We start from the raw sequence: 24,111 nt of genomic DNA, 5'->3' as shown, positions 1-24,111 counted from the left end.
TAATGCTGAACGTAAGCCACTTGTCTGTCGACTACGGTTCCACTCGCGTGGTGGATGATCTCAACCTTGCCCTCGGAGAGGATGAGGTGTTGATGCTTGTTGGCCCCACCGGCTGTGGTAAAACCACCATTCTACAGGCGCTGGCCGGGTTGATCCCTGTGTCCGAAGGGGAGATCGCGCTGGGTAGCTGGCGCTCTACTGCCGGGCAGCCGGTACCACCGGAAAAGCGCAATGTGGGAATGGTATTTCAGGATTTTGCGCTTTTTCCGCACCTGACCGTGCAGGAAAACGTCTGCTTCCGCCTCAAGGATACCGCGCTGGCCGATCATTGGCTTAAGTTACTGGGGCTGGAAGATTTCCGGCAGGCGAAGCCTGCAAGCCTGTCTGGTGGACAAAAGCAGCGGGTTGCCCTGGCGCGGACGATTGCGCATCAGCCCGCGTTTATCCTGCTGGACGAACCGCTTTCCAATCTCGATGCCGCTTTGAAAGACAGCCTGCGCTGGGAAATCCGCGAGGCCCTCAAGGCCGCGGGCATTCCCGCCATCTGGGTTACTCACGACCAGGAAGAAGCACTTTCCGTGGGCGACCGTGTGGGAATATTGAACGGCGGCAAGCTTGAGCAGCTCGATACTCCGGAAGCGTGTTTTTCCGAGCCCGCGAGCCGTTTCGTTGCGCGCTTTCTCGGTGAGGCCAGTTTTCTTCCCGGCGCGCTGGAAGGGCACCAGGTAACCACTGCTCTGGGGCCTGCCCCCGGTATTCCGATCGATGGTGCGAGTGGCAGCGTGGACTTGCTATTGCGCCCGGATGACCTGTCTCTGATCCCGTCAGAGATGGGGAATGGTGTAGTGGACTGGGTGCGCTACGAGGGCTGCTCGCGCCTGTTCGCAGTGCAGATTGCCGATGGCGTGCAGCTCAAGGTCCGCACCAGCCACGAGATACATGCGGAACCTGGGGCCCGTGTACAGATGGCTATTACCACTACTCACCCGCTTGCAGCCTTCGCCCGTTAGATCCCTGAGGCGGCCGTTATTGACTCGCGTCGTATTCGGCGGCGCGAGTATCATCTTCCTCCGCAATTTACTGGTGCTACCTGACTGACCGCTACGCAATCTGTGCCCGCAATGGGGGCGAAGACCTGTCTGGCGCCTTCTGTATCAAAAAAACCTTGAATTTTGATAGCTCTTTCGGGCTAGTCGAAAAAGCTTTCCACAGTGACGTGTGAACCGATCAGGGGGTTTAGTTACAGCGGAAATTTGTCAACCCTGTTTTGAAAACATTTGTAAGTGACTGATTTGTAATGAAAATTTAATTTGGTTAAATTTTCTTCACAAAGTGGTTACAACGGAGTCATGCGGGCTGGCGGCGTTTTCCCGTACGTTGCTCACAGACATATCCACAGTTTCTGTGGATTGTGAATAAAAAAGCCGGCGACTGCCGGCTTTTGTGCTACTGCTCTGTAAGTCTGTCGGGCGCTGACCTGGGGCAAACGCAACAGAATCAATTGGTCAGATCAGCGGAAGTTCAATTCCACCCGGCGGTTTTGTGCGCGGCCGGCTTCCGTTGCATTGGACGCGACGGGCTTGGTCTCGCCGTAACCCTTGGCGGTAATGCGTGAGGTATTCACCCCGCGGGAGACCAGGTACTTACGCACAGACTCCGCCCGCTGCCCGGAAAGGCGCAGGTTGTAACCGTCGTTGCCTTTGCTGTCGGTGTGGCCGGCTACTTCCACCAGGGTATTTGGCTGGCTACGCAGCGATTGCACCACCATGTCCAGCGAGGCTTCCGCGCGGGGGGTGAGCCTGGCGGAATTGAATTCAAACTGGATGTTATCCAGGGTGATGGTCTGGTCGGCCACCACGCAGCCAAATTCATCCACTTTGGCGCCGGGCAGCGTGTTTGGACAGCGGTCGTTCTGGTTGAGCACGCCATCACCGTCGTCGTCCAGGTTGATCTGCTCGACCGGTTCTTCCTTGGGCGGCGGTGCGTAGGCCACGGTGGGCGCGGGTGGTGGCGGGCAGTTCAGCGGAATGCTGATGCCGATACCAAACTGATAGTCGTTCATATCACCGGCGAAGAAGTCGCGCAGGTAGCGCACTTCCGCACGCACTTTGACCCCGTTATCACTGATCGGGCCACTGACGATACCGGCACCGATGTTGACGAAGGCGTTGGTTTCCTGAATTCCGTAATCGAACTTGGTGTTGTTGTGAGACACACCGACACCACCGAGCAGGAATGGCGAGTACCCCTGGCGACCGTTGAAGTGATACACCACATCCATGCCCAGGCCCGCGAGCTCTACATCACCCGAGGGGTAGAGCTCGCCCGTGTACACGTAAGGATACTCGCTGATTGTATAGTCGTTGCTGATAGTACCCGCTGGTGGGTTGCTCGGGTCGTAAACAATGCTCGGTTGCGGGTTACCAAACAGGTTGTCGTCCTCATCCAGTTTGACGCCAAACAGTTGCACTTCGGTAAACCAGTTGCCACTGGTCTGGAAGCCGTAAGTGGCCCGGGCCCCGGCGCCCTGGCGCTCGGTATGGCGGTCCTTATCCACGCGTGTGCCCACCGCCATGATGTCGATATAACTGGTTTCCTGTGCGGTCACCTGGCTGCCGGCAATCATGGCGGCGGCGAGCGTGATCCCCGCGGATAGTTTGGGGGTAAAGATTTTGAAAGGCATAGAAGTCTTCCTTGGCATTTTCATTTGCAGAGATCGTTTTTTTACGCTGGTGTCAGAGGCGTCGGGTTATGGGGTGCGTGTTAAGAGCTCTTGAGATCGAACGCACTCCAAGTCACAAAAAAATTAGAAGCTCGTTGCTGTTTCGAGCACTTTTACTTCTTCCCGTTACTTTTAGTTGATCTCCGCGACTTTGCCAGTGCTATAGAGGTGGGATGGTGATAAATGGCGCGAAAGTTTACGTGTTGATATTGGATTGTGGGTTCGGCGTGAAACTGCGGCATATTGAGAGGCCGGCGCATGCCCCGGCAGCGACAGCCGGGGTAGGTTGTTCGGAATAAAATGACGCTGTGAAGTTACCCGAAGATTCAGAATTGATGGCGAAAACTGATCAGGGCCGCGGTGATGGCCACATTGAGGCTTTCCACATCGTTTTGCATCGGAATACGAATGCGGTGGGTGCAGGATTTTGCCACTGCAGGGCTCACCCCGTGGGTTTCGTTGCCCAGTACAAAAATGGTCGCCGCCGTTGAGTCCAGTGTGCCGAGGGTATCCGCGGCGTGGGAGGAGAGGGCGCACACGCGGGCACCTTGCGCGCTGAACTTTTCCAGGGTGGCCCCCAGCTGGTCGCAGCGCAGGATGCGTGTCTTGAAGAGGGTGCCGACGCTCGCCTTGATCACCAGTGGATCGATTTGCGCGCAACCTTTTTTCGGCAGCAGGATGCCGTCGATACCCCCGGCACAGGCCGAGCGGATGATCATGCCCAGATTCTGCGGATTGGTAATGCCATCCAGTGCCAGCAATTCAAAGTGCTTGCCATCATTTTCCCGCAGAAAACGCTCGGCGCTGCCGTATTTGGGCAGTGCCAGATCCAGCGCCACGCCCTGATCCTGACGGACATTTTTGGAGATTCGCGACAGGCCTTTTCGGTCCCAGTGGGCAATTTCGATGCCCCGGTCCGCCGCTAGCTGCTCGATACGGGAAATCAGCTGGTCTTTGCGGTTGCTGTCAGCCAGGTGCAGCTTGTGGACCGGCAGCGCGTTGTCTTCCAGTGCTTCCAGTACCGGTTTGCGACCGTAAATGGTGAGTAGGCTGTCAAAGAAGGCGCGCTTTTTCAGGTATTCGGGTGAGTCGGTCACGATAGATTTTCGTCAAGAATGGTTTGCAATTGGCGGAGCGCATCTTCGCTCAGCCCGGCTTTTTTCGCCAGTGGCAGTGCCGCCAGCCCCAGTGTCTGGTAAACCCGCGCCGTATCCGGGCTGGTTTGCTGCAGGGTCTTTACCTGCCGCGCAACCGTCGCCAGGTCTCCCCGGACCAGTGGCCCAGTGAGTGCCTGCTGCGGGCCGAGAGAGAAATTGTTGCGCGCGGTCTGCAGCACGATGGGTTCCAGCATGTGCATGGCGGTTTCGCGGTCAATACCCGCGGCATCAAGAACCCGCAGGCTCTGATCCAATAAGACCGTCAGGTAGTTGCACGCCATCACCGATCCGGTGTGGTAGAGCACTTTCTGTGCGGGGCTGAGGTTAATACAGTGGCAATCCAGTGCGAGAAAAGCGCCTTCCAGTATCTCTACTGCTTGTGCAGCGCCTTCCAGTGCTACCGTGGCGCCGGGCAGGTCCGCCAGTGAGCGCTTCGGGTCTGCAAAACTGTGCACCGGATGTGCACTGGCCAGTCTCTGTGCGCCACATGTGGCAAGTGTCGATGCGGGGAGTGCGCCACTGCAGTGAAATACCAGAGGCTGTGCATTCTGCTTGCGGAGAGTCGGCGCCAGTGCCTTCGCTGTGGCTGCAATCTGATCGTCTGGCACTGCCAGCATCCAGATATCGGCGGCGGGCATCTGCTGCAAGTCATCGATGACCCTGCCTGCGCCGATAAACGCCCGCGCACGCGCGGCACTGCCTGTCTGGCGATTGAGGATGCCGCCGATCTCGAGGAAGCCGCGCTGGTGCCACAGGGCGGCAAGTGTTTGCCCCAGCCTGCCGGCACCAATGATATTCAGTGTTTGCAATTAGTTTCCTGCCAGGCAGGTCGCGTAAGCGGCCACTGCGTCGGCCAGTCCCATGCTGATGGCATCTACGGTCAATGCGTGGCCAATAGACACTTCCTGTAAGCCGGGCAGGGTGCGGTAGCGACGCAGGTTGATCAGGTTCAGATCGTGGCCCGCGTTGACGCCGAGGCCCAATTGCAGGGCGTGCTCCGCGGCGGCGCAGTGTTCCGCAAAAATGCGATCGACATCGGGGCTCTGGGTTGTCACCGCTTCCGCGAAAGGGCCGGTATACAGCTCAATGCGATCGGCACCGACGTCTTTTGCGAGGCTGATTTGAGCTTTGTCGGGATCCATAAACAGGCTGACACGAATACCCGCTTCCTTCAGCTGTTGAATGATGGGTTCCAGGCGTGCGCCGTCGCGGGTCAGATCAAACCCGTGGTCGGAGGTGAGCTGATCGTCACTGTCCGGTACCAGGGTGCACTGCTGGGGGTGAGTCTCCAATACCAGCGGCAGTAAGCCAGGATATGTACCCGCCGGGCCCGCAAACGGGTTGCCCTCGACATTGAACTCTACGCCCCTCGATGCGCAAAGGGCGGCGAGATCGCGCACGTCACCCGGGCGAATGTGTCGCTGGTCCGGGCGCGGGTGCACGGTTATACCGTTGGCGCCGGAGTCCAGGCAGGTGCGCCCGTGGGCGACCACATCCGGGTAGTTGCCTTCGCGAGAATTGCGAATCAGGGCGATTTTGTTCAGGTTGACGCTGAGATCAATCACTGTGCGTTTTCTCCACTGGTCTTCTGTTCCCCGGAAGGCGCGGCGTCCGGGTTTTTACGTTTGGCTTTCAGTATACGCACTGACATGTTCGGTGCATCGCGGAAGGCCTTGTGTTGACCGCGGGGCTCGGCGGCAATTTGCTGTACCACGCTCATGCCAAGCAGCACTTTGCCGAATACGGTGTAGCCCGGTTTGTCGGCACTGCCGTCAAGTCGGCTGTTGTCCACCAGGTTGATAAAAAACTGAGAGGTAGCACTGTTCGGATCATTGGTGCGCGCCATGGCGATGGTGCCGCGCTCGTTGGACAGGCCGTTGTCCGATTCATTTTTGATCGGGTCGTTGGTGGGCTTCTCCTGGAAGTCGAATGTGAAGCCGCCACCCTGGGCCATAAAGCCGGGAATTACCCGGTGAAAAATTGTGCCGTTGTAAAAGCCGCTGTCTACGTAATGCAAGAAGTTCTCCACCGTGGCCGGCGCCTTGTCCGCATACAGCACCAGTTCGACGGTGCCGAGATCCGTCTCCAGCTCGACTCGCGGGTTATTGGTAACCGCCAGTGCCAGGCTGGAAAGGCCCAGCAAGAATCCTGTAAAGGCAGTTTTTAGCAGAGGGCGAAAGGTGGGGAGGTATTTCATATTCTCTTCCGTTGGCGAATACAAATGACAAACACAAAAAGGCCCGGTGGGTAACCGGGCCTTGAGATTCTAACCGCAGCGTTCGGTGAAGGGAAAATTCCGTTTAATTGGCCCATTCGGAATTGCGTTTGCGCGGTTTGAAGTGTGGTGCAACCATGGCCAGAATCGCACCGAGCAGTACCGAGATGGCGCCGTACATATACCACTTCTGGGAGTCACTGGAAGACAGGCGCTGAATTTCAGCCTGGTTCATGGTTTGCTTTTGCTTGAGCAGCTCGTGCTGGTTCAGCAGGTTCTGGTGGCGCTGGTTCAGTGCAACTGCGTCTGCCGACAGTGACTTCAGTTCCTTAAGTTCTTTCGCCAACGCCTCGGCGCGCTCCTGCTCAATTTTCAGTGCCGTGGTGAGTTTGGTGTTGTCCTCTTCCAGACGGCGCACCTCACCACCTAGATCGCCCTGCATGCTTTCAATATGTTCGAGGCGCTGTTCTGCCTGGGCCAGTTTGATCTTGGCGACGGGCTCGGACTCGAGGTATTGACGGCGTATCCAGCCCTCTTCACCGCCGGGGGTGCGCACCTGTGCCCAACCCGTATCCGGGGAGTCTTGCAGCAGGGTCAATTTGGTGCCGCTGGGGAGGCCGCGGTGCAGGATGCGGAACTCATTGCCTTGACCAGAGCGCATGGGCACATGCAGCTCATCGGTAATATAGCGCTCGGAGCTGATGGCCTGGCTGTGGCTTGCCGCAAGAGCGATCAGGGAGGCGGTGAGTGTGGAGATCAGTTTCTTCATGGTCGGGGAAATCGGAAGCTCAAATAGTTATGGTGTCGCAGGTCGGCTCAGGGCAGAACCAGCTTGTACGGTTTGACGGTGACAGAGGCGTAAACGCCGGCACTCATATACGGATCGGCATCGGCCCAGCTTTGCGCGTCTGCCAGTGACGCAAATTCTGCGACCACGAGGCTGCCGGTAAAGCCCGCTTCACCGGGTTCCTCACTGTCGATGGCCGGGTGCGGGCCGGCGATCAACAGGCGTCCCTGATCCTTCAGGGCGTTCAAGCGCGCGATGTGCTCGGGGCGCGCGGCCTTGCGCAGGGGCAGGCTGTTTTCGACATCCTGGCTGATAATGGCGTACCACATAATCTGTATCGGAATCCTGGTTCGTTATCGTTTTCGGCGATAGTCGTGTTTCGGGTGGCAGTTCGCTTTAACTCTTTGCTCGCGAGAGTGCGTTACTGCTGCACCATAATTTCTTCCAGCGTCAGCCCGGTCAGTTTGCCGATTCGGCGAAACAGAAACACAAGCACCAGCATCAGAATGATGGTGGCGGGCAGGGCGATTACCGGGAAACTGAGCGCGGTCATCTTTCCGAGCTCTTCGTTAAACGCTGCGGTGCCCGGGGGGCTTTGCAACAACACTTCCGCAAGAATGTAATTCAGGGTCGACGACAGAAAGAAGGACCCGGCGATCATCCACGAAGCCTGTTGCAGGGTGCGATTAAACGCGGTCTCGTTGCCTTTGGCTGCGAGGCGGTTGGCAATTTTGCGAGTATCGAGAATCCGGTCGTTGTAAATCAGGGTGCGTACCAGCGGCCAGCGGGTGTACAGGCTGGCAATGGTGAGTACACCGAGCAGCCCGGGAATGGCGGCCTCTTTGATCGCGATATATTTTGCATCCAGCTCCAGCAGGCTTATGCCGCCGGTCAGCAGAATGCTGATCACGCCCAACGCGGAAAAAAAGTTAACCTTGCCTGAGCGTTGCAGGTCGCGCAGGCCGTATCCAAGAGGAAATGCCAGGGCCACGACGATGGCCCACTTGGTGCCCAGCCAGTCATCGCCTGACAGTTTGGTAAGAATCAGGGTAGGGATGACGATGTTGAGCAGCAGGTTGCCCAGCAAGCTTTCTTTGTGGGGCTTGTCGGCAGTGTTTTCTGGGGATGCGGCGGGCTGCGCCGTATCTGAGTGGGTCTGGTTGCTATCAGTCATCTTCTGTTCCGGTGATAATGCCCGCTGGCTGACGGTACAGCTGTCAGTGGCGAAGTAACTTTCCCCCGTGTGGGGCCTTATCCCTGAAACCGGTAAACCGGTTGAAGTGGCAGGCCTGTCAGTAGGGCGTCTGTGGCGCGCCACGGTGACGGCTGCATCGGCGGTTTAACCTGCGAGTTACTGTGACAGTAACGGGGCTAAACAGTTCCGTTTGGCGTCAATTTCGCAGCGCCTCTCAGGCCGGCCCAACGCCACACACCATTGCCACACAAGTTAACACGAGTTATGGACTCTGATATGTACACTGCCCGATCCGTCGTGACCAACGAGGCGCTATCTGGCCAAATCGATCTGCACTGCCACAGCACTGCGTCGGACGGTATTTTAAGTCCTGCAGCGCTGGTGTCGAGGGCGAAATCCGCTGGCGTGACGCTGTTAGCGCTGACCGATCACGACACCGTGGCCGGGATCGATGAGGCGTCAGCCGCTGGCGCCGCGGAAGGTGTCGCGCTGATGCCCGGTATCGAGTTTACCGCGCGCTGGGGGCGACGGGTGGTTCATATTGTCGGGCTGAATATCGACTGTACGTCCGGGGTTCTGCAGGAAGCGATTTCGGCACGCGCCAAGCTGCGGCGGCAGAGGGCCCTGGAAATCGCGGAGCGCCTGGAAAAGCGCGGCTTCAAGGGCGCATTTGCAGGCGCCCGCGCGCTCGCCGGCGGGGATGAGATCGGTCGTCCGCACTTCGCTCGCTGGATGGTGGCCGAGGGGCATGTGGCGGACACCGCCAAAGCATTCAAGCGGTATCTGGGCACCGGCAAGATCGGTGACGTACTGGTTCCCTGGCCAGATCTGAGGGAAACGGTGGCGGCGATTCACGGCGCGAGCGGCGCCGCGGTACTTGCCCACCCGCTGAAGTACGGTTTGACCCGCACCCGCCTGCTGGCGCTCCTGAAGGACTTTCACGCTGCCGGCGGTGATGCCGCGGAGGTGGTGTGCGGCCAGCAAAACCCGGTTCAGACCCGGGAGATCCAGGCATTGATGGCCGAGGTTGATGACCGGGCTGCTCAGGGTGGCCGGTCTTTGCTTGCCTCTCTGGGTAGCGATTTCCATCAGCCCGATCAGCCCTGGCGGGCACTGGGCAGTGTGCATTTGCCGGGCAGTGTCGAGCCCGTATGGGCGCTGTGGCGCAGCTAACAGGTGTCACGCGCGGTGCCGCTCTGCCGGTGCTTGCCGCGGGGGAGGCTGCTCGTCCGAGGTGTTTGTGGCAAACTGGCGCCAATAAACAATTGTTGCGCAGCTGTTGCTCTGCGCTTTGAGAACCAGGGGGTAGGTAGTGGCGCAATTCTTCCAGATTCATCCGGAAAATCCGCAAGCGCGTCTGATCAGTCAGGCGGCCGATATTGTCGCGTCTGGCGGAGTAATCGTATTTCCCACGGATTCTGCTTACGCGATCGGCTGCCGTCTGGGTGAAAAAATGGCGGTGGAGCGCATTCGCGCCCTGCGCCAGTTGGACAAGAATCATAACTTTACCCTGATGTGCCGGGACCTGTCTGAACTGGCCAGTTACGCCAAGGTGGACAACCAGATGTTCCGCCTGCTCAAGAACCACACCCCGGGGCCTTACACCTTTATCATGCCGGCCACTTCCGAAGTGCCGCGTCGCCTGGTCCAGGCCAAGCGCAAGACCATTGGCCTGCGGGTGCCGGACAACCCCATCGTGCAGGGATTGATCAGCACACTTGGTGAGCCCCTGATGAGCTGCAGTCTGATCATGCCCGGGGAGGAACAGCCGCTCACCGACCCTTACGACATCCGCGATACCCTGGAACATCAGGTTGAGCTGGTCATCGACGGCGGATTCTGTGGCCTCGAAGCGACCACCGTGGTGGACCTCACCGGTGACGAGCCGGTACTGGTGCGTCAGGGATGTGGTGCAATTGATGAAATTCTCGGCTGACGCTGATGTATAATCGCGCGTTTGGCGTGGGCTCCGGCGCGCGCTGCCCCTTAGATGTCCGGTGATTGTGTGTCCAGTGAAGAATTAGATGAAGTCGTTGCGGCCGATTCCGTCGAGGCTGAGACAGTGCCTGTGGCCGAGGAGGCGCCTGCGGCCAGCGAGCTCAGCGGTGCGTCCGCGACCGCAGAGACAGCGGGTGCGGCAAGCACTTCCGAGGCAGAGGACGAGCCCGGGTCTTCCGGTGAGCAGGACACCTCCGCGAGCCCACGACAGGGCGAAATGCCGTTCGCCATGGTAGAGGGCAAGGCATTCACAGACCTGCCCAGTGACCTGTATATCCCGCCAGATGCTCTGGAAGTGATCCTCGAGGCCTTTGAAGGTCCGCTCGACCTGCTTTTGTACCTGATCCGCCGGCAAAACCTGGACATCCTCGAGATCAATGTGGCGGACATCACGCGCCAGTACATGGCCTACGTGGATATGATGACCTCCATACGCTTTGAGCTGGCCGCCGAGTATCTGGTGATGGCCGCCATGCTGGCTGAAATCAAATCCCGCATGCTGCTGCCGCGCCCGCCGGAAGCGGAGGAAGAAGAGGGTGAGGATCCACGCGCTGCACTGATTCGGCGCCTGCAGGAATACGAGCGTTTCAAGACGGCAGCGGAAGATATGGATGAACTGCCCCGGGTGGGCCGTGATATCCATCAGGCCAGTGCCAGCGGCCCGGATCGCAAGTTGACCCGGCCGGAGCCAGAGGTGGACCTGAAAGAAGTGCTGGTCGCCCTGGCAGACGTTCTGCGTCGCGCAGACATGTTTGAAAGCCACCAGGTAGAGAAAGAAAAGCTCTCTACCCGTGAGCGCATGACGCAGGTGTTGGACAAGATTAAGCACCGCCAGTTTGTGCCATTTGTCAGCCTGTTTCGAGCGGAAGAAGGCCGCCTCGGGGTCGTGGTGACCTTTCTGGCGGTAATGGAGCTGGTGAAGGAATCTCTGCTGGAGCTGGTACAGAATGACGCCTTTGGGCCCATCCACGTACGCGCTCGCGGCGAAGTGTCGGAAGCCCCGGATGAAGAGGTGCCCGGCGATGAGGATTCCGGTGAGGCCGATACTTTCTACAGCGATGAAAGCGTAGAAAACGCGATCGTTGACGATGCTGAGGGCGCACCGCAAGCGGAAGCGCCTCAGCCCAATGGTGAACTCGCGTTTGATACCGAGACCGAACAAGAAACCAGTATTGAATCACCAGTGCGCACAGCGCCGGGGTTTAGTGAAGAGTGAGTGAATCCAACAACATGAGTATCGCCCCGGAATTACTGCGCCGGATCGTCGAGGGCGCCCTGCTGGCCGCAGCGCAGCCGCTGTCGGAAGACAAGCTTCTGTCCCTGATCGACGAAGGGGAGCGCCCGGAGAAAGCCGAGCTGAAGCAGGCTCTGGAAGACATCGCGGAAAATTGTGCCGAGCGCGGCTTTGAATTGACACAGGTCGCCAGTGGCTGGCGTTTTCAGGTGCCGAAAGATCTGGCCCCCTGGGTAAACAAACTGTGGGAAGAAAAACCGCAGAAATATTCCCGTGCGACCCTGGAAACTCTCGCGATCATTGCTTATCGGCAGCCCATCACCCGTGGTGATATCGAAGAGATCCGCGGTGTGGCGGTGAGTTCGCATATTGTCAAAAGCCTGTCTGAGCGCGGCTGGATCAAGGTTGTCGGGCAGCGTGACGTGCCGGGCAAGCCGTCACTTTACGCCACTACCCGTGAGTTCCTCGACTACTTCAATCTGAAGAGCCTCGATGACCTGCCGACGCTGGCGGAAATCCGGGATATCGAAAGCCTCAATGCCGTCCTGGACCTTGGCGATGGTGCACCGGCACCAGCGGAGGGCGATGCGACCGTAGACAGTGAAGGGGAGGAGGGCGAGCCTGCTGCCAGTTCAGCGGAAGAGCAGGCTGCCGATGGTGAGGAAGCCGAACCAGCGCCCGAAGGTCTCTCGGTCGACAGTGGCGAAGCTTCAGCCCTCGAAGTGACGGAGGAAGGCGACATGTCGCCAGCGGACGATGAAGTTTCAGACGCGCCGGCACAACCACAAATAGAAACCGCAGACAGCGACAGCGACGAGGACTACCCTGAAGAGGCGTCTCTAGCACAAGATGGCGACCCGACAGCGGAAGCTGAAGAGGAAGACGTCGCCAAGTACGATGATCCTAGCGACGAACAGGATGAAGATGAACAGCAATCCCCGGAAAATCTCCACTCATGAGTGATGAAGCAGCGCCACTGGGCGAAAAACTGCAAAAAGTATTGGCCCGAGCCGGCCTTGGATCGCGCCGGGAAATGGAGCGCGCCATCGAAGCTGGCCGAGTCACCGTCAATGGCGAAGTGGCCGGGCTGGGTGAGCGGGTCAGCGAAGACGACCAGATTGAGTTTGACGGCAAACGTATTGCCGGTGGTGACGAAAACCGCGTACGCGTGATTCTTTACAACAAGCCCACCGGCGAGATCTGCTCCCGCCACGACCCGGAAGGCCGTCCCACGGTTTACGACCGCTTGCCGCGCCTTAAGACCGGGCGCTGGATTTCTGTCGGGCGACTGGATTTCAATACCAGCGGGCTGCTGTTGTTTACCAACAGTGGCGAGCTGGCAAACAAACTGATGCACCCGTCGTCGGTGATCGATCGGGAATACCTGGTGCGGATTCAGGGGCAGGTGGACGACGACATGAAGAAGCGCCTGACCAAAGGTGTTTCGCTGGATGACGGCGATGCCCGTTTTACCGATATTGTGGAAAGCGGCGGTGAGGGTACCAATCGCTGGTTTTACTGTGTGGTTATGGAGGGACGCAACCGGGAAGTACGACGGTTGTGGGAATCCCAAGGCGTGCGTGTCAGCCGTCTGAAGCGGGTGCGCTACGGCAGTGTATTTATCCCGTCCCACGTGCGCGTCGGGCAGTGGATTGAAATGGAACCCAAAGAGATCGACGACCTGTGTATTACCGCGGGACTGCCCAAGCTGGGGCAGCGCGCGCTTACTCAGTCGGAGAAAGAAATCCTGCAGCGCCAGCGCCGCAAGCTTCGTAAGTCACCGGTGCCCTCGGGTGGCCGCGCACCAAAGCGCAATAGCCACTGAGTTTGCGCACGGGTTGAGCACAAAAAAAGGCAGTGTGATCGCTGCCTTTTTTGTGCCCCGGCGACGGTGTCGCCGATGTGGTTCAGGGCTGTTCATCCTGCTCGAAATCTTCAATCGCATCACCGTCGGAATCCGGCACTTCAATATCATCGCCTTCGATGATCTCGTTTTCCATACCCGGGTCTGTCACTTCCGGTTCGATATTGCCGCCCTCGGAAGGGACCGCTTCATCCGCTGAGACCGGGGGAGTACCGGCGCCGGCTTCGGACTCCACCAGGGTTTTCAGCTTCTGCAGTCCATCTTCGTAGGACTTGCCAACCATGCGCGACACCATCAGGCCCATCCAACGTGCGATGGGGCTGCCGCCCATTTCCGACTCAAATGACCAGGTTACGTTGGTGCCGCTACTCTGTGGCTGCAGGGTAAATTCAGCCTTGGCCTGCCCCTGGGTGCCGAAGTCCAGGTCAGTGGCAACACGTGAGTAGGGTTCGCTGGCGGTAATGGTCTGAGAGCCGCTGCCCACACTGGGGTTGTCGCTTGTCCATTTCATGATGGCGCCGTTGCCCTCGGTAAAACCCTCGTAGGTGTATTCGGTATTCGGGTCGATCTGGTACCAGGGGGACCACTTGTTGAAGTTGCGGAAATTGTTCAGATAGGGGAAGACCACCTCCGGTGGTTCGGCGATGTAGACACTGCGCTCAGTGGTGGCGACACGCGGAAACAGAAAGCCGGCCAGTACCAGCAGGGCGAGAAAAAGCAGTATGTACAGTATCCAGCGCATCGCGGACCCCCTAGAGGAAAGTGTGAGAAAGGGACTCTGGCAGGGGGAGGGAACTGCACGATCACCGGCCTGCAAAGCCTGCAGGAAAGTGTACTGGGAGAATTTCAGCTTCGCCAGCGGATGGATACGGGAATGAGATCCTTATCCATCCGCTGTCTGACGACTAAAAGTTGTTGTCCAGGACCGGCAGGGTGATACGCACGGCAAGGCCGGCACCGGGGGCATTGAAGGCCTCGATCTGCCCCCGGTGCTGGGCAACGGTGCGCTGGGCAATGGCCAGGCCAAGCCCGAAACCACCGCTTTCGCGGCTGCGTGCTTCGTCGGTGCGGTAGAAGGCGCGGAAAATGGCCTGCAGCTCGGACTCCGGCACACCGCGCCCGGAATCGATCACCTGAATCTGGCAGCCCTCCTCATTGGGCGAGCCAGCCTGCTCTGCAGGTGGGGGAACTGAATCCACGGTCACCGTAACGCGGCCGCCCTCGGGGCTGTATTTGATCGCGTTGCGCAAAATATTCTCCAGTGCCGCCGTGAGGGAGCTGCCGCGGGTGGCCACCAGTAACTCGCTGCCTTCGCCGCGCAGGCATATTGAGACCTGCTTGCCACGGGCTTCGTCTTTCAGTTCATCGCTCAGCGCCTGAAGCAGGCCGTTGATTTCCACCACGTCGTCCAGTGGCCGCTCAGCGTCTCCGCTGACCGGGAGGGACAGAATATCGGCAATGATGTCTTCCAGGTAATCCGCCGCCTTGCCGATCTTGTCGAGCTCGGGGTCCAACGCCTCGATCTGCTTCTGGCGGGCGATACCCAGTGCCACCTGCAGGCGCGCGAGGGGGGAGCGCAACTCGTGGGACACATCCTTGATCAGTCGGCGCTGCTCCGACATCGACTCCTGAAGCTGTGCGGTCATAGAGTCGAAGTCTCCGGCCAGTTCCCCCAGCTCGCGCCCGTGGCCGCGCAGGGTGGGGGTTACCCGGTAACTGAGGTCCCCGGCCGCCACCCGGCGGGTGGCAATGCGCAAATTGTCCAGGGGCTTGCTCAGGTAGCGGGCCAGCAGATAGCACGCCAGGCCAGAGGCCAGGGTGACCAGTACCAGAATCGGCCAAAAGCTGCGCAGGATAAATCGCAGCAGTAGCTCTTCCTTACTCTTCCCGGCAATAAACACCACGCGCAGTGTCTCGCCACCGCGCTGGTGGACGAAAAAGCCCACACTGGGTTTTCTGTCCACCAGCCCACGCGCCTCGCGATTGCGGAAGTTGAGGCCGGTGAAAAATGGCGCCATGTCTCTGGGGATGGGGCGGTGAAGAATTTCCTGGCCGTCGCTGTCGATGGCGTAGACGCGCTTCTGTACATCCTTCGGCTGTTGTTCCAGCCAGTGTTGGAAATGATCGATGCCGTGGCGGCGGGTCATACGCAAGTTGTGCGTGATCTCGCGGAACAGCTCGGGCCCCTCCCAGCGATCTCTCTGTGCTGGATCGCCGAACTCGCGGATATGCGTGATGTAGACCGCCGCCAGTACCATGATGATCGCGGTGAGCCAGGCACCGAAGAAAATGCGTCCAAACAAGCTGCTCATCAGGTTAGCTCTGAGTGCGGGTCAGCATATAGCCAGCACCCCGGATATTGATGATCAATTCCCGGTGCGCGCCCTGCTCGGTGAGCTTCTTGCGAATGTTGCTCACGTGCACATCGATGGAGCGGTCGTAAGGCATCAGTTTGCGCCCCAGGGCCTGTTGCGTCAGTACTTCCTTGCTGACCACCTGGCCCGCGCTCTCTGCCAGAACCTTGAGTACGGAAAACTCTGCGCCGGTGAGGTTGACCGGCTGATCATTCCACTGGCACAGGTGTTCCCGCGGTAGCAGGCGCAGGGAGCCGTTGACCAGGTCATCGCTACTCGATTCTGACTCATTGCGCCCGCGGCGCAGAATGGCGCGCAGACGGGCCGCCAGTTCGCGCGGATTACACGGTTTGGGCAGGTAGTCGTCCGCACCCATTTCCAGTCCGACGATCCGGTCAACGGTATCGCCTTTCGCCGTCAGCATGACCACGGGTAGCGAGTGCCCGGGGTTGGCGGCGTCTTCGCGCAGCTTGCGCAAAACATCAAAACCGGTGTGTACCGGCAGCATGACGTCCAGTACCAGTGCGTCAAACGGCATGCTGCGGGCCAGTTCCAGGCCGCGGCCGCCGTCGTTCGCCACGGTTACCTCAAATCCTTCCCCTACCAGAAACTCTTCCAGTAATTCAGTCAGTTCGGTGTCGTCGTCTACCAGCAGAATATGACTCATGAATAAGTGCTCACATTTCCGGGTGGTGCAGGGTTGCTGCTCAGTGTTGGGGAATTATATGCGCAGTGTCGCGGAGAATCGGGAAATAGGATTGTGTGTTTTACCGTTCTTAACAAATGTTTACCGCCATTAGCCCCTATTTACAGTGCGCGAGCCTAGTATGCACATACCGACTCGGGAAACACGCAAACCGCCAAGCGGGTCCTTGAGAGACTACGTGAACGACAAAGTGGTTTGCCTTACAGCACAGCGTTATTTGAGGATTTCAATATGAAACAACTGACTATGAACAAATGGAAGGCACTCGCTGGCACCCTGATCCTGGGTAGCGCACTGACCACTTCCGGCCTGGTGATGGCCTTCCCCGACGGGGATCACGGCCCGCGCCATCACAAGGGAGAGCACCACCGCGGTGGTGACCACAAGGGGCGCATGTTTGAGCGCCTGGCGGAAGAACTCGATCTCACCGAAGGCCAGAAAGCGCAACTGAAAGCGGATCGCGAAGCTGGCAAAGAGGCGCGCAAGGCGGATCGCCAGGCGATGCGCGAGCTGCACAAGCAACTGCGCGAGGCCATTGACTCCGGTGCTGACCAGGCGACCCTCGACAGTCTGGGTGCGCAGCTGGGCAAGCTGGAAGTGGCGAAAATGCAGCGGATGCACCAGAAGCGCCAGCAGTTCGAGGCCATCCTGACCAATGAGCAGAAGGCCAAACTGGAAGAAATGAAAGCGGAGCGCAAGGCGCGCTTCGAGGAGCGAAAGGCGCGTCGCGCGGAAAAGCAGGCGGATTAAGCGCTAGCGACGCTCTCAGGTTCTTGTTTTAGCAGTCAGTCATACCCTTATGCTGTGAATGCAGCATCGGACTCGCCGGCGCCCACCCCAACAGCCGGTGGGGTCCATCCCCCTGATGCCCCTGTTCTGCAGGGGTTTTTTTCGTTTTGCCGGGCAATGTCCCGAGAAAGGCGACGCGCCTTGCTGAACCCGCCCATTGTTGGGAAAATGCCCGCCCCACGAATATCGCCCGGAATTCGCTTTCCGAGTCGCGCCGTTCGGGGCAGCAATTGGCAGTAGAGGATATACAGTGAGCAAGATCGGCCTGTTTTACGGTAGCGACGAGGGCAACACCGAGGGCGTCGCCCAGCGTATTGCCGCGCGTCTGGGGGAAGACCGGGTGGTAGTCCACGATATTGCCGATGTTACCCAGCTGGAAATAGCGGATTATGAACAACTGATTTTTGGTATCCCTACCTGGGACTTTGGGCAGATCCAGTCAGATTGGGAAGATTTCTGGGAAGATGTGCAGGAAATCGACTTTACCGGTAAGACTGTTGCTCTGTTTGGCCTGGGCGACCAGTTTGGATATGGGGACTATTTCCTCGATGCCATGGGAATGCTGCACGATGTGATCGTCGCCAATGGAGCGATCATCGTGGGTCACTGGTCTACCGCCGGCTACGAGTTTGAAGCCTCGAAAGCGGAAATAGCCGGGCAGAACCTGTTTGTGGGCCTGGCGATCGATGAGGATCAGCAGGAAGAAATGACCTGCGCGCGCCTGAACGAATGGTGCCAGCAGATCGCGGAAGAATTTGGCCTGGAAGGTGGTGCAGAAAGTATCGCTGTGATCGAGGATTGATAGCGTCATGACGCAAACGGACATGCACACGGCTTCCATGGCACTGCAGGATTTCTGGCCTTGGCTTGCGGATCACTGTAACTGTATCCTGCGCGCCGGTACCCCGGACTCCATACTCTACGACGACGATGATTTTCACTGGCGTTTCACCCAGGAGAACCCGCGCACACTGCTGGTTCAGCTGGTGCGGGGTAAACGCTTGATCGGAGAAGTATTTATCGAGCCGGATCTGGTGACATCCGTGCGTATGACGCCCGGCGATAAGGACGAGGTGATCTTCGATCTGATGGCCGAAGCGGATGGCGAAGAACAGGTGCTTTACTATTTTGTGATGGCTCACGGCTACGATGGCCACGATCAGACGGAGCCGGTAGCGCGGCACGGAAGGTTGCATTAACCCACCGGCCACGTTTCAATTTTTCCTATTTCTCCGCGGCGCCCACACCGATATGGGCGTCCAGAAAATCCAGTAACTGGGTGTACATCAAGCGCCGGTTCTCCTCGTTATAAAATCCGTGCCCCTCGTGCTTGACGATCAGGGACTGGGCCGGCTTGCCGCTTTTCTCCAGCTCTTCAAGCATCGCTTCCGCGTGGGCTACCGGCGCGCGCTCGTCTTCTTCACCGTGAATGATAAATAGCGGCAGGTCCAGCTTATCGGTGTGATACAGCGGAGAGTTTGCGCGCATAACCTCCGGGTTCTGTCCAATGGTTCCACCAAGATACGCGACACCGCGATCCCTTCGGCGAATATCTCCCTTCTTGTACAACAACTCCAGGTCGTAAACACCCACATAGCCCGCAGCGCACTGGTAAAGTGCCGGATAGCGGATAGGGTTCATGAGCGCAGAATAACCGCCGAAACTGGCTCCGTAGATACATACGCGATCTGCATCGGCGTGGCCTTGCTTCACTGCCCACTGTACGGCTTCGGCAATATCCCGCTGAATTGCGCCGCCCCACTCATTTTTTCCGGCATCCTGGAAGTGATCGCCAAACCCGGTAGAACCGCGGAAATTCACCTGAAGTACCAGATAGCCGTTTTGGGAAAGAATTTGTGCGTCGCGGGTGTACCCCCAAAAATCTCGCGCGTGCGGTCCGCCGTGGGGCATCACGACCATCGGCAGTTTGCCGGTTTCTTCACGGCCTGCCGGGAAGGTCAGGTAGGTACTGATTCGCAGCCCATCGGAAGCCTCGAAGGATTCCGCACGCATCGGGTTCAGGTTCATCGGATCCAGCCATTCTGCGGAAGAAAGCAGGAAGTCGACTTTTTTGGACTCCAGGTCGACGAGGAAGTAGTCCCCTGGCAGGCGGTCGCCGGATACCTGTAAAACCCCTTTCTTGCCATCGCGGGTAAAACTGGTGAAGTTGATATGGTAGCCCTCGAAGGCCTGTTTCAGTCCGCGATAGAAGGGTGCGAAGCCATCGCCCTCATCGAAAAACTGCGCGGTGGGGTAGTCCGGGTTCAGGTAGACACCCAGAGGAGTCTGGGTGTGAGGGTGCAGGATGATGTCACTGATATCCGCGATTTCGTGTTGCAGCACCTTTCCGAGAGTTTTGTTTTCTGCGTCCCAGGTGACCAGTGTTTCCGTAGCGTTGGGGGTATCCACCACCAGATAACTCAACTGGCGAGAGTGATCGAACCCAACCGGGTAGGCGTTGCGCAGCAACGGGTGGGTGATCTGTGACCAGCCATTGTCGGCCTTGGCGTAGAGTTCGTATTTGTTCTCGCGATTGGTTCCGTTGGCGAACAGCAGGTTACCCCTGCCATCCGTATACGCCCGCCCACCCACTTGCGGCAGACCGACGATCTCTTTACGCACCCCGGTGTAAATGTTGAGCCGGTATACATCGCCGTGGCTTTCAAAGTCCCGGGCCCAGGGGGAGGTGGATATAAGGATTTCGTTCTTGTCGTCTACCAGTGGGTCAATAATGGTGGCGTGGGCGTACGTTGCCTCGGCTTTTTTGATGCGACTGCCCAGTTGCTGCTCACCGGCGGCGTAGCCAAAAATATTTTTACCGCGACTACCGTCTGCATTGATGGCGAACAGCGAGCCATAGTTGACCGGGGCCTCAAGGGCTGCGCGCCGGCTCATAACCTCGGCAACAACCCGCTCGTTGTTTGCCCAGTAAAACTCTCCGACCTCTTCCTTGCCACGAAACCGCAGGGAACCGGTAATTTTCAGTGGGGAAAGGCTCATAAAGACCAGCACCCGCTCTCCCTCATAGCTGCGGGCGACAGCCATATGCGATCCCGTTGGGGAGATTTTTACCTGGTGAACTTCCGGGTGGCGGATCAGGTCTTCGAGGGGAACCGCGGCGGCTGAGACGAAAAAAGGGCTGACCATTGCGAGCAGGGCTATGGTCAAAGCAGAAACAAAACGCATGGTGACTCCGTGTACTTCTTCGATTCTTCCGGGCGGGGGGCCTGAGCATCGGTCAGTAGATCACCTTGCGTAAACGGCCGCCCGTTTCTGTTACTCGAGGATCGAAAATGATCGATCCTCGAGACACCAGTCTATTGGAAAACAGATTGGGCGACATCTATGTGATATGTATCACGCTTCGTTGCTGTGGTGCGAGACTAGGCTAGTAGGCCTTTCAATATCTCCCGGTACATATCCTTTACCAGGTCGAGGTCATCGGCCTTCACGCACTCATCCACTTTGTGAATGGTGGCGTTCACCGGGCCGAGTTCTACCACCTGTGCACCTGTCGGGGCGATAAAACGGCCATCGGAGGTGCCACCGGCGGTGGATAGCTCGGTTTCTCGCCCAGTCACTTTGCGAATGGCGGCCTGGGCGGACTCTACCAGCGGGCCTTCGGCGGTCAGGAAGGGTTGACCGCTCAGATTAAAGTTGGCTTCATAATTGAGGCTATGCTTGTCAAAAATGGCTCGGGCGCGGCTTTCCAGTTCCTCTGCGGTGGTTTCCGTTGAGAAGCGCCAGTTGCACACGACTTTCACGTCTCCAGGGATCACGTTGGTGGCACCGGTGCCGCCGTTGATATTGGATACCTGGAAACTGGTGGCGGGGAAGAAGTCGTTACCCTGATCCCATTCTTCCGCCGCCAGCTCGGCCAGTGCCGGTGCCAGTTTGTGCACGGGGTTTTCTGCAAGGTGCGGGTAGGCGACGTGGCCCTGGATTCCGAATACGGTAAGCTCCAGGCCGAGTGAGCCGCGGCGGCCATTCTTGATCACATCGCCGGCGAGGGTAGTACTGGACGGCTCGCCCACCAGACACCAGTCGATTTTTTCATTGCGCTCTTCCAGCCACTCGACGACTTTCACGGTACCGTGCTTTGCCGGGCCTTCCTCGTCGCTGGTAATCAGAAAGGCGATGCGGCCTTTGTGGTCCGGGTGTGCCGCGACAAATTCTTCACAGGCGACCACCATGGCGGCCAGTGAACCTTTCATATCGGCTGCACCGCGGCCATACAGCATGCCGTCGACCACTTGTGGTTCGAACGGAGGGTATTTCCAGTTTGCTTCCGGGCCGGTTGGCACTACGTCGGTGTGGCCGGCGAAGGCAAACAGTGGGCCTTCTTCGCCGCGTACGGACCAGAAGTTATCGGTATCGCCAAAACGCAGGTGCTCGGTTTTAAAGCCGATTTTTTCCAGGCGCTCGAGCATCAGGTCCATACAACCCGCGTCTTCAGGGGTTACGGATCTTTTGCTAATCAGGTCGCAGGTTAGTTTTACTGTCGGGGTCATGGGAGTTTCTACTGGCTCCGTGGTATTGGGAGCGCTGTTCCTATTTTGTGGCGGCCTGCCTGCCGGTGGCTGTTCGCGAGACACGCCGTGAACCCATCCATGGGGGCTCTTCTGCGAGGTCCCTCTCGCAGAAGGTCTCGCGAACAGCCCCCGGCAGGCAGGCCTTCGCGTTGAAACGCATATAATTGAACAGGTTCAACTGGTTGCCCGGTTTTTCAGTGCGAAGTGCTGAACTTCGACTGAAGGCAATGCGCCTGGTGGAACATTTCGGAACCGTCGGTGCCAGGGATGGCACCGCCGGAGCGTACAGGGATGTATCTACAGCGATTCCGAAATGTTCCACCAGGTGTTTTGCCGCCACAGTGCGGAAACCAAATGGACCCGGTAGCGACGAAAAAATCAGTTGCTGTGGAGTTCAGCGTTCAACTCGACGGCACTTTTGTTGGTCAAACACTCAACTGCACCAGTGGTAGAGTTGCGACGGAATAGCAGGTCGGATTTGCCAGCGAGGTCGCGAGCTTTAACAGATTCGGCAACTTCGCCTTTGTCGTCCAGCAGGGCGACTTTGGTGCCGGAGGTAATGTACAGGCCAGACTCAACAGTGCAGCGGTCGCCCAGGGGAATACCGGTGCCCGCGTTGGCACCCAGCAGGCAGCCTTCGCCCAGGGAAATGACGATATTACCACCGCCAGACAGAGTACCCATGGTGGAGCTGCCGCCGCCCAGATCGGAACCAGCGCCCACGAATACACCGGCAGAAATGCGGCCTTCGATCATGCCCGGGCCTTCGGTGCCGGCATTAAAGTTTACGAAACCTTCGTGCATGATGGTGGTGCCTTCACCCAGGTAAGCACCCAGACGCACGCGGGCAGTGTGGGCGATACGCACACCTGTCGGCACAACGTAGTTGGTCATTTTCGGGAACTTGTCCACGCAGGAAACTTCCAGCAGCTCGCCCTTGAGGCGTGCTTCCAGCTGACGCTGGGGCAGTTCTGCCAGATCGATGGCGCCCTGGTTGGTCCAGGCTACGTTGGCCAGCTGGCCGAAGATACCGTCCAGCTTGGTGCCGTGAGGTTTTACCAGACGGTGGGACAGCAGGTGCAGCTTCAGGTAGGCCTCCGGCACAGACTGCGGCGCGTCATCGCTGTGCAGCACTACCGCCACCAGCGGACGCTGGCTGTTGGCGAACTGGCGCAGGATGGCTGCCTGTTCTTCGGCACCGGCGCTGGCCAGTTGATCTGCCAGCGGTTGCAGTTGTGCTTCTTCCAGAGCAACGGCTACGTTGCCGCCATTGATATCGAGAGTGCCGGTCACGGCCTTGGCGATTTCTTCGCTCGGGTTCAGTAGCGGTTGCGGGAAGTACACTTCCAGCCACTCGCCCTTGCTGTTGCAGGTGCCGACGCCGAAGCCAATGCTGTACAGGTTGCTCATGATGGTTTCCTTTTCGTGAGTCTGAATTTGTTAATGTGTTGCTGTCGGGGTTAGCTGCCGGGGATTACTTGACGAAGCTGGCGTAGCTGTCGGCCTTGAAGCCGAACAGGGTGTCGCCGCCCTTGGTCATCACCGGGCGCTTAATAAGTGTTGGGGTCTCAAGGGCCAGGGCTTTTGCGCTGCCATTGTCCATGCCGTTTTTTTGCGCCTCATCCAGGGCACGCCAGCTGGTGGAGCGGCGGTTCAGTACCTGCTCCCAGCCAAATTCTTCCAGCCACTGGGTTAGCGGCACGCTGCCCATACCGTCTTCGCGGAAATCGTGGAAGGTGTATTCCACACCATTTTGTTCTAGCCACTTGCGGGCCTTTTTTACGGTGTCGCAGTTCTTGATGCCGTACAGGGTAATCATTGGTTTTCCAGTTTCTGTCGTTCTGTCAGGCCTGAAGTTCTGGATTCAGGCTTTTTTTGTTTTCTTCGGATGTTTGCGCGCCGGGTAACAGGTGGTGCAGATTTCGCATACGGTGCCGTCGCAGCCGCGGGCGGAGCAGTATTCGCGGCCGTAGAAAATAATCTGCAGATGTAGTTTGTTCCATTTCTCCCGCGGGAAAACCCGCTTCAGATCCTTCTCCGTCTGCGCCACATTTTTACCTGAGGTAAGACCCCAGCGCTGGGCCAGGCGGTGGATGTGCGTATCCACCGGAAAGGCCGGGTGGCCGAAGGACTGGGCCATCACTACGCTTGCGGTTTTGTGGCCCACTCCCGGCAGGGTTTCCAGAGCGGCCATGTTTTCCGGCACCTGGCCGTGGTATTCGTTGACCAGAATCTCGGAGAGTTTCTGAATTGCCTTGGACTTCTGCGGTGACAATCCGCAGGGACGGATCACTTCGCGAATTTTCTCTACCGGCACCCTGGCCATGTCGTAGGGATTGTCCGCGAGCTCCCATAGTGCCGGGGTGATCTGGTTTACCCGCTCATCGGTGCATTGCGCGGAAAGTAAAACCGCGACCAGCAGAGAGTAAGCATCGAAGTGGTCCAGGGGCACCGGGGTTTCCGGGTAGAGCTCTTCCAGTCTATGAAGGATGTAATCTACCCGTTCCTGCTTGAGCAGGTTTTTTTTCACTGCAAATTCTTCGGTCATTTTATTCGCC

24 protein-coding genes and 1 pseudogene are annotated in these 24,111 nt (G+C 58.3%); 9 read left to right on the top strand and 16 right to left on the bottom strand.

Annotation, left to right across the window (positions count from 1 at the left end; all coding sequences use genetic code 11):
• Nucleotides 1–2 precede the first annotated feature (2 nt).
• Nucleotides 3–1,010, top strand: coding sequence for an ABC transporter ATP-binding protein (locus tag ACXAG1_RS10645; protein WP_475119693.1), 1,008 nt, complete (start codon nt 3–5; stop codon nt 1,008–1,010).
• 500 nt (nt 1,011–1,510) lie between these two features.
• Here the strand turns inward: ACXAG1_RS10645 and ACXAG1_RS10640 are convergent, their stop codons facing one another.
• The 8 genes from ACXAG1_RS10640 to ACXAG1_RS10605 all read right to left on the bottom strand — a co-directional run bounded on the left by ACXAG1_RS10640 (nt 1,511) and on the right by ACXAG1_RS10605 (nt 8,055).
• Nucleotides 1,511–2,683 (bottom strand): OmpA family protein, encoded by a 1,173-nt coding sequence (locus ACXAG1_RS10640; protein ID WP_475119692.1) that lies wholly within the window; start codon nt 2,681–2,683, stop codon nt 1,511–1,513.
• Between the two features lie 365 nt (nt 2,684–3,048).
• Nucleotides 3,049–3,819, bottom strand: a complete 771-nt coding sequence (locus tag ACXAG1_RS10635; protein ID WP_475119691.1) for a TrmH family RNA methyltransferase — start codon at nt 3,817–3,819, stop codon at nt 3,049–3,051.
• Entirely contained in the window at nt 3,816–4,688 is an 873-nt protein-coding gene (locus ACXAG1_RS10630; protein WP_475119690.1) for a Rossmann-like and DUF2520 domain-containing protein, read from the bottom strand. The genes ACXAG1_RS10635 and ACXAG1_RS10630 overlap by 4 nt, the downstream gene beginning before the upstream one ends.
• A complete protein-coding gene (locus tag ACXAG1_RS10625) occupies nt 4,689–5,444 on the bottom strand; it encodes a pyridoxine 5'-phosphate synthase (RefSeq protein ID WP_475119689.1) in 756 nt (251 codons plus the stop codon). It abuts the gene before it with no gap.
• Complete coding sequence (locus ACXAG1_RS10620) at nt 5,441–6,076, bottom strand: peptidylprolyl isomerase (RefSeq protein WP_475119688.1); 636 nt, start codon at nt 6,074–6,076, stop codon at nt 5,441–5,443. The genes ACXAG1_RS10625 and ACXAG1_RS10620 overlap by 4 nt, the downstream gene beginning before the upstream one ends.
• A gap of 103 nt (nt 6,077–6,179) precedes the next feature.
• Nucleotides 6,180–6,863, bottom strand: coding sequence for a TIGR04211 family SH3 domain-containing protein (locus ACXAG1_RS10615; RefSeq protein ID WP_475092535.1), 684 nt, complete (start codon nt 6,861–6,863; stop codon nt 6,180–6,182).
• A 47-nt stretch (nt 6,864–6,910) separates the two neighbouring features.
• Nucleotides 6,911–7,210, bottom strand: coding sequence for a YciI family protein (locus ACXAG1_RS10610; RefSeq protein WP_475119687.1), 300 nt, complete (start codon nt 7,208–7,210; stop codon nt 6,911–6,913).
• 92 nt (nt 7,211–7,302) lie between these two features.
• Nucleotides 7,303–8,055, bottom strand: a complete 753-nt coding sequence (locus ACXAG1_RS10605; protein ID WP_475092537.1) for a VC0807 family protein — start codon at nt 8,053–8,055, stop codon at nt 7,303–7,305.
• Nucleotides 8,056–8,352: 297 nt separating this feature from the next.
• Between ACXAG1_RS10605 and ACXAG1_RS10600 the strand changes: the two genes are divergently transcribed.
• The 5 genes and pseudogenes from ACXAG1_RS10600 to rluB all read left to right on the top strand — a co-directional run bounded on the left by ACXAG1_RS10600 (nt 8,353) and on the right by rluB (nt 13,133).
• Nucleotides 8,353–9,249 carry a PHP domain-containing protein gene (locus tag ACXAG1_RS10600; protein ID WP_475119686.1) on the top strand — a complete coding sequence of 299 codons (897 nt, stop codon included), beginning with the start codon at nt 8,353–8,355 and terminating at the stop codon, nt 9,247–9,249.
• Between the two features lie 139 nt (nt 9,250–9,388).
• Entirely contained in the window at nt 9,389–10,012 is a 624-nt protein-coding gene (locus tag ACXAG1_RS10595; protein WP_475092539.1) for an L-threonylcarbamoyladenylate synthase, read from the top strand.
• A 132-nt stretch (nt 10,013–10,144) separates the two neighbouring features.
• Nucleotides 10,145–11,062: pseudogene (locus ACXAG1_RS10590) on the top strand (segregation and condensation protein A); the annotation flags it as partial.
• A 224-nt stretch (nt 11,063–11,286) separates the two neighbouring features.
• Nucleotides 11,287–12,267: an SMC-Scp complex subunit ScpB gene (gene scpB, locus ACXAG1_RS10585; protein ID WP_475119685.1), complete on the top strand. Its 981-nt coding sequence runs from the start codon at nt 11,287–11,289 to the stop codon at nt 12,265–12,267.
• Entirely contained in the window at nt 12,264–13,133 is an 870-nt protein-coding gene (gene rluB, locus ACXAG1_RS10580; RefSeq protein WP_475092541.1) for a 23S rRNA pseudouridine(2605) synthase RluB, read from the top strand. Before scpB ends, rluB begins: the two co-directional genes overlap by 4 nt.
• 82 nt (nt 13,134–13,215) lie before the next feature.
• Here rluB and ACXAG1_RS10575 read toward each other — a convergent pair whose 3' ends face one another.
• The 3 genes from ACXAG1_RS10575 to ACXAG1_RS10565 form a co-directional block, all read right to left on the bottom strand.
• Complete coding sequence (locus ACXAG1_RS10575) at nt 13,216–13,914, bottom strand: SRPBCC family protein (RefSeq protein WP_475092542.1); 699 nt, start codon at nt 13,912–13,914, stop codon at nt 13,216–13,218.
• 163 nt (nt 13,915–14,077) lie between these two features.
• The gene (locus tag ACXAG1_RS10570; RefSeq protein WP_475092543.1) at nt 14,078–15,484 is read right to left on the bottom strand and encodes an ATP-binding protein; all 1,407 of its coding nucleotides are present in this window, start codon (nt 15,482–15,484) and stop codon (nt 14,078–14,080) included.
• Between the two features lie 4 nt (nt 15,485–15,488).
• A complete protein-coding gene (locus ACXAG1_RS10565) occupies nt 15,489–16,193 on the bottom strand; it encodes a response regulator (RefSeq protein ID WP_475092544.1) in 705 nt (234 codons plus the stop codon).
• A gap of 270 nt (nt 16,194–16,463) precedes the next feature.
• Here ACXAG1_RS10565 and ACXAG1_RS10560 point away from each other — a divergent pair, with 270 nt between their 5' ends.
• From ACXAG1_RS10560 to ACXAG1_RS10550, 3 genes are all read left to right on the top strand, one after another.
• On the top strand, nt 16,464–16,982 hold the full coding sequence (locus ACXAG1_RS10560) for a Spy/CpxP family protein refolding chaperone (RefSeq protein ID WP_475092545.1): 519 nt from the start codon (nt 16,464–16,466) through the stop codon (nt 16,980–16,982).
• A gap of 289 nt (nt 16,983–17,271) precedes the next feature.
• Nucleotides 17,272–17,823 carry a flavodoxin gene (locus ACXAG1_RS10555; protein ID WP_475092546.1) on the top strand — a complete coding sequence of 184 codons (552 nt, stop codon included), beginning with the start codon at nt 17,272–17,274 and terminating at the stop codon, nt 17,821–17,823.
• 7 nt (nt 17,824–17,830) lie between these two features.
• Complete coding sequence (locus ACXAG1_RS10550; RefSeq protein WP_475092547.1) at nt 17,831–18,220, top strand: hypothetical protein; 390 nt, start codon at nt 17,831–17,833, stop codon at nt 18,218–18,220.
• A gap of 25 nt (nt 18,221–18,245) precedes the next feature.
• Here the strand turns inward: ACXAG1_RS10550 and ACXAG1_RS10545 are convergent, their stop codons facing one another.
• The 5 genes from ACXAG1_RS10545 to nth form a co-directional block, all read right to left on the bottom strand.
• Nucleotides 18,246–20,207, bottom strand: a complete 1,962-nt coding sequence (locus ACXAG1_RS10545) for an alpha/beta hydrolase family protein (protein WP_475119684.1) — start codon at nt 20,205–20,207, stop codon at nt 18,246–18,248.
• Between the two features lie 197 nt (nt 20,208–20,404).
• The gene (gene dapE, locus ACXAG1_RS10540) at nt 20,405–21,532 is read right to left on the bottom strand and encodes a succinyl-diaminopimelate desuccinylase (RefSeq protein WP_475119683.1); all 1,128 of its coding nucleotides are present in this window, start codon (nt 21,530–21,532) and stop codon (nt 20,405–20,407) included.
• A 399-nt stretch (nt 21,533–21,931) separates the two neighbouring features.
• Nucleotides 21,932–22,963, bottom strand: a complete 1,032-nt coding sequence (dapD, locus tag ACXAG1_RS10535; RefSeq protein WP_475092550.1) for a 2,3,4,5-tetrahydropyridine-2,6-dicarboxylate N-succinyltransferase — start codon at nt 22,961–22,963, stop codon at nt 21,932–21,934.
• Between the two features lie 64 nt (nt 22,964–23,027).
• A complete protein-coding gene (locus ACXAG1_RS10530; RefSeq protein ID WP_475092551.1) occupies nt 23,028–23,372 on the bottom strand; it encodes an ArsC family reductase in 345 nt (114 codons plus the stop codon).
• 45 nt (nt 23,373–23,417) lie between these two features.
• A complete protein-coding gene (gene nth, locus ACXAG1_RS10525) occupies nt 23,418–24,101 on the bottom strand; it encodes an endonuclease III (protein WP_475119682.1) in 684 nt (227 codons plus the stop codon).
• Nucleotides 24,102–24,111: the final 10 nt, after the last annotated feature.

Source organism: Microbulbifer sp. ABE4_465 (assembly GCF_056160765.1).
The sequence above is the reverse complement of the archived record's forward strand: the minus strand, read 5'-3'. Positions and strand labels throughout refer to the sequence as shown.

Coding starts and splice junctions, on each gene's coding strand:
- ACXAG1_RS10645 (WP_475119693.1), top strand. CDS start 3: ATGCTGAACGTAAGCCACTTGTCTGTCGACTACGGTTCCACTCGCGTG.
- ACXAG1_RS10640 (WP_475119692.1), bottom strand. CDS start 2,683: ATGCCTTTCAAAATCTTTACCCCCAAACTATCCGCGGGGATCACGCTC.
- ACXAG1_RS10620 (WP_475119688.1), bottom strand. CDS start 6,076: ATGAAATACCTCCCCACCTTTCGCCCTCTGCTAAAAACTGCCTTTACA.
- ACXAG1_RS10615 (WP_475092535.1), bottom strand. CDS start 6,863: ATGAAGAAACTGATCTCCACACTCACCGCCTCCCTGATCGCTCTTGCG.
- ACXAG1_RS10610 (WP_475119687.1), bottom strand. CDS start 7,210: ATGTGGTACGCCATTATCAGCCAGGATGTCGAAAACAGCCTGCCCCTG.
- ACXAG1_RS10605 (WP_475092537.1), bottom strand. CDS start 8,055: ATGACTGATAGCAACCAGACCCACTCAGATACGGCGCAGCCCGCCGCA.
- ACXAG1_RS10600 (WP_475119686.1), top strand. CDS start 8,353: ATGTACACTGCCCGATCCGTCGTGACCAACGAGGCGCTATCTGGCCAA.
- rluB (WP_475092541.1), top strand. CDS start 12,264: ATGAGTGATGAAGCAGCGCCACTGGGCGAAAAACTGCAAAAAGTATTG.
- ACXAG1_RS10575 (WP_475092542.1), bottom strand. CDS start 13,914: ATGCGCTGGATACTGTACATACTGCTTTTTCTCGCCCTGCTGGTACTG.
- ACXAG1_RS10570 (WP_475092543.1), bottom strand. CDS start 15,484: ATGAGCAGCTTGTTTGGACGCATTTTCTTCGGTGCCTGGCTCACCGCG.
- ACXAG1_RS10565 (WP_475092544.1), bottom strand. CDS start 16,193: ATGAGTCATATTCTGCTGGTAGACGACGACACCGAACTGACTGAATTA.
- ACXAG1_RS10560 (WP_475092545.1), top strand. CDS start 16,464: ATGAAACAACTGACTATGAACAAATGGAAGGCACTCGCTGGCACCCTG.
- ACXAG1_RS10550 (WP_475092547.1), top strand. CDS start 17,831: ATGACGCAAACGGACATGCACACGGCTTCCATGGCACTGCAGGATTTC.
- ACXAG1_RS10545 (WP_475119684.1), bottom strand. CDS start 20,207: ATGCGTTTTGTTTCTGCTTTGACCATAGCCCTGCTCGCAATGGTCAGC.
- dapE (WP_475119683.1), bottom strand. CDS start 21,532: ATGACCCCGACAGTAAAACTAACCTGCGACCTGATTAGCAAAAGATCC.
- dapD (WP_475092550.1), bottom strand. CDS start 22,963: ATGAGCAACCTGTACAGCATTGGCTTCGGCGTCGGCACCTGCAACAGC.
- ACXAG1_RS10530 (WP_475092551.1), bottom strand. CDS start 23,372: ATGATTACCCTGTACGGCATCAAGAACTGCGACACCGTAAAAAAGGCC.
- nth (WP_475119682.1), bottom strand. CDS start 24,101: ATGACCGAAGAATTTGCAGTGAAAAAAAACCTGCTCAAGCAGGAACGG.